Here is a 2,851-nt window from a genome sequence, read left to right as displayed (position 1 = left end):
ACTGCATTTTTAATAGCAATGAGATCAGGAAATGATGCTTTTCAAAACAAAAATTATTCTCTTGCCTTGACTCAATATTCAAAAATAGAAGATGATTTTGAGAGTTTTGGTGGATCCGAAAAATATCCTTCTTATTTCGCTGCTTATGCTAAATCATTGTTGGAAAATAAAGACACGCTGGCAGCAAAAACAAAATTTTTAAAAGCCTATGAAGTTGATCCAAACAATTCAGTTGTCTTGACAAATTTAGGGACAATTGCTTTTTTAAAAGACAAAAATTACCCTCTTGCTGAACGTTATTTTAGAGATGCCATAGTAGCGGGACCGGAGGATATGTTTTCTTCCTATACGAATTTGGGTACCGTGTTGATAATACAAAGAAAAGAGGAAGAGGCTATCATTCAATTTGAGAACTCTTTGAAATATGGTTCAAGCAAAGGGGTTATTGGCAATCTTTATTTATTGAACAAAGCTGTAGGGAATGAAGAAAGAATGAAATATTATCAAGAGGAATTGGAAAAATTCTCTAATCAATAAATTCCAAAAAAGGAAACAAAGTAAAGCTTTTAAGTAAGTCTCTATTTTTCAAATCGCTCGCCAATTTTAAGAGCCTGATAGTTAATACCTTCTTTCTTTGCTGCTTGTACAAAGTTCTCAGGATCCTCAGTGTTGAACTCAAACATGTGGTAATGATGGGGAATGACAAATCCTGAACCCACTGTTTTTCCGAACTTTGCAGCCTCCTCTGAACTCATGTTACCGGCTATTTTTCTTTCCGGTTTATTACCATTGATCGGTAAAAGCAATACATCTGGTTTGAAAGGAATCACTTTTTTTTCTAATCCTTCATACCAAAGTGTATCTCCTGAGTGATAAATGCAATAAGGGCCAATCTTAATGATATATCCCAAAAATTTATGTTGACCCGTTTCATCGGTTTCGAAATCATTATGTGCCGATGGAATCGCAGTTAAGGATATATTCTCATTTAGAAAATAACTTTGCTGGTCATTTAGGCCTATTGGTAAGTTTCGATTACATCCTAATCGTTCAGCCACAAAATCCCGATTCGCTTCAGGAATTATAAATTGGATTTCAGGGTTCGCTTCAAGAATTGGATTGAGAGTTTCAGCATCTAAATGATCTGTATGATTATGAGAAGAAGTCACCAAATCAATGAAATTTAATTTCTCTGGAGAAATTACAAGTTCACTCATTCTGACATGTTGCTTTTCTGTATTTGCATATTTTTTGGTCAAACAATCAGACAAGTATGGGTCTAGTAAAAGATGAAATCCATTCCATTGGACCAGAAAACCACTTTGACCAAGCCACCAAATTCGAAGTCCTTCTGATTTTTTTGCGGATTCTTTGATTTCTTTTAATAGCGCCTCTTCTTTTTTTATCGGTTTAATCATCTTAATTCTCTGATTTATCTTCTTTTATTTAATTTTTAACACTCATTACCACTCTGAACTTTTACCTCATCTCTTTTGCTCCTTGGCACATGGCAGCTAGTTTTCTCTTCGAAGCCCATCTTGCTGTTTGACTAAGTCCACAATCCGGTGCTACCGCTAATTTCTCAGCAGGTACATAATTAAGACAAGCTTTGATTCTCTCTTTAACATCTTCTACTGATTCGATATAATAATTTTTCACGTCTATAATACCGACAGCCACATCCATTTTTTCAGCAAAAGCTGCCAAAAGAGCAATTTCATCGAACTCGCGATTGGCCATTTCCACATGAATTTCATCTACATTAAAATCAAGGAAATCAGGAAGCATTGGATGTAATTTTCTATAGCCTACTGGTCTCCCTTTGAAATTCCCAAAACAAAGATGTGTGGAGAGTCTCGTTTTCCCAACAGCCGGTGCAACAGTTCTATTGAAAATATCTACAAACCGTTTTGTGTCTTCTTTGTAGGCATAGCAAGACATGGAAGGTTCATCTACGGTAATTTCTTGACAGCCAGCTTCCACTAAGCGTTGAATCTCAACCCGAACTAATGGTAAAAGTGCTTCTGTGATGTCAAAGCGGTCTTTATAGATTTTTCCATCAGGAATCATTCTTCCACTTAAAGTATAAGGGCCTGGTATAGATGCTTTTAATGTTGGTCCACTTGGAGCAAGCCGAACTAAACGCTTGTATTCTTCTACAGCACCAAGTCCTTTTGGAGCTTTAAGCGGTTCAATGATGGAATGTTTTCCTCGCTGATCATGAGCTGGAGGGCCAAATTTTCGGGTTTCATCATGGTTTGGTTTTAGGCCGGTGAGAAATCCATAGAAGGAAAGATTAAAATCCAATCGGGTTTGTTCCCCATCAGTGATGACATCAAGACCTGCATCTACCTGATCTTTGATAGCAATGCTGACTGCATCGTCAATCATTTCTTCTATATCGGCTTTACCAAATTTATCTAAATTGTTTGAACCAAATTCCAGCCAACCTGGAAAAGGGTAAGAGCCTATTACGGTAGTTCTTATAGGGATTGGTTGCATTTTTATGTATTGTAGTTATTTAAGTTTTTTAATTACTATAAAATGGGAGTAAGAACGAGAAAGTTAAATCATACATCTTATATCTTGTTTCCTATTTCAAATGATCTCTTTCACCTTTCCACTTACTTTCTCTTTTACGATCGTTAACAAATCACCATTTGGCAATTTTTCTTTTTTAATGAACCAATGATCCGCATCGTACTCTTGGAAAACAGAAGGTTTACCTACCCCGGTTTTTCCTTTCCAAACTTTTAAATCTACGGGTTCCCAAAGTTTAGATTTTGCAGATTTATAGGCAGCATCCATAATCGCATTGACCACATAACCATCGTAAAAGGTTTCCTTTGGT

The 2,851-nt window shown here is 36.2% G+C and carries 3 protein-coding genes and 1 pseudogene; 1 reads left to right on the top strand and 3 read right to left on the bottom strand.

Annotation, left to right across the window (positions count from 1 at the left end; genetic code table 11):
- The coding region (locus Q0L68_RS19085; protein WP_296705842.1) for a hypothetical protein at positions 1–537 on the top strand (537 nt) is incomplete at its 5' end.
- 41 nt (positions 538–578) lie between these two features.
- Here the strand turns inward: Q0L68_RS19085 and Q0L68_RS19080 are convergent.
- From Q0L68_RS19080 to Q0L68_RS19070, 3 genes and pseudogenes are all read right to left on the bottom strand, one after another.
- Positions 579–1,418, bottom strand: a complete 840-nt coding sequence (locus tag Q0L68_RS19080) for an MBL fold metallo-hydrolase (protein WP_296705841.1) — start codon at positions 1,416–1,418, stop codon at positions 579–581.
- Between the two features lie 61 nt (positions 1,419–1,479).
- Positions 1,480–2,502, bottom strand: coding sequence for a cobalamin-independent methionine synthase II family protein (locus tag Q0L68_RS19075; protein ID WP_296705840.1), 1,023 nt, complete (start codon positions 2,500–2,502; stop codon positions 1,480–1,482).
- Positions 2,503–2,598: 96 nt separating this feature from the next.
- Positions 2,599–2,851 (bottom strand): annotated as a pseudogene (locus tag Q0L68_RS19070) (gfo/Idh/MocA family oxidoreductase); the annotation flags it as partial.

This window comes from Algoriphagus sp. (assembly GCF_024642405.1).
Classification (GTDB): Bacteria; Bacteroidota; Bacteroidia; order Cytophagales; family Cyclobacteriaceae; genus Algoriphagus.
This window is presented reverse-complemented; position numbering and strand designations above follow the sequence as displayed.

What these genes read in the sequence shown, in the direction of transcription:
- Q0L68_RS19080 (WP_296705841.1), bottom strand. Translation starts at nt 1,418, where the DNA reads ATGATTAAACCGATAAAAAAAGAAGAGGCGCTATTAAAAGAAATCAAA.
- Q0L68_RS19075 (WP_296705840.1), bottom strand. Translation starts at nt 2,502, where the DNA reads ATGCAACCAATCCCTATAAGAACTACCGTAATAGGCTCTTACCCTTTT.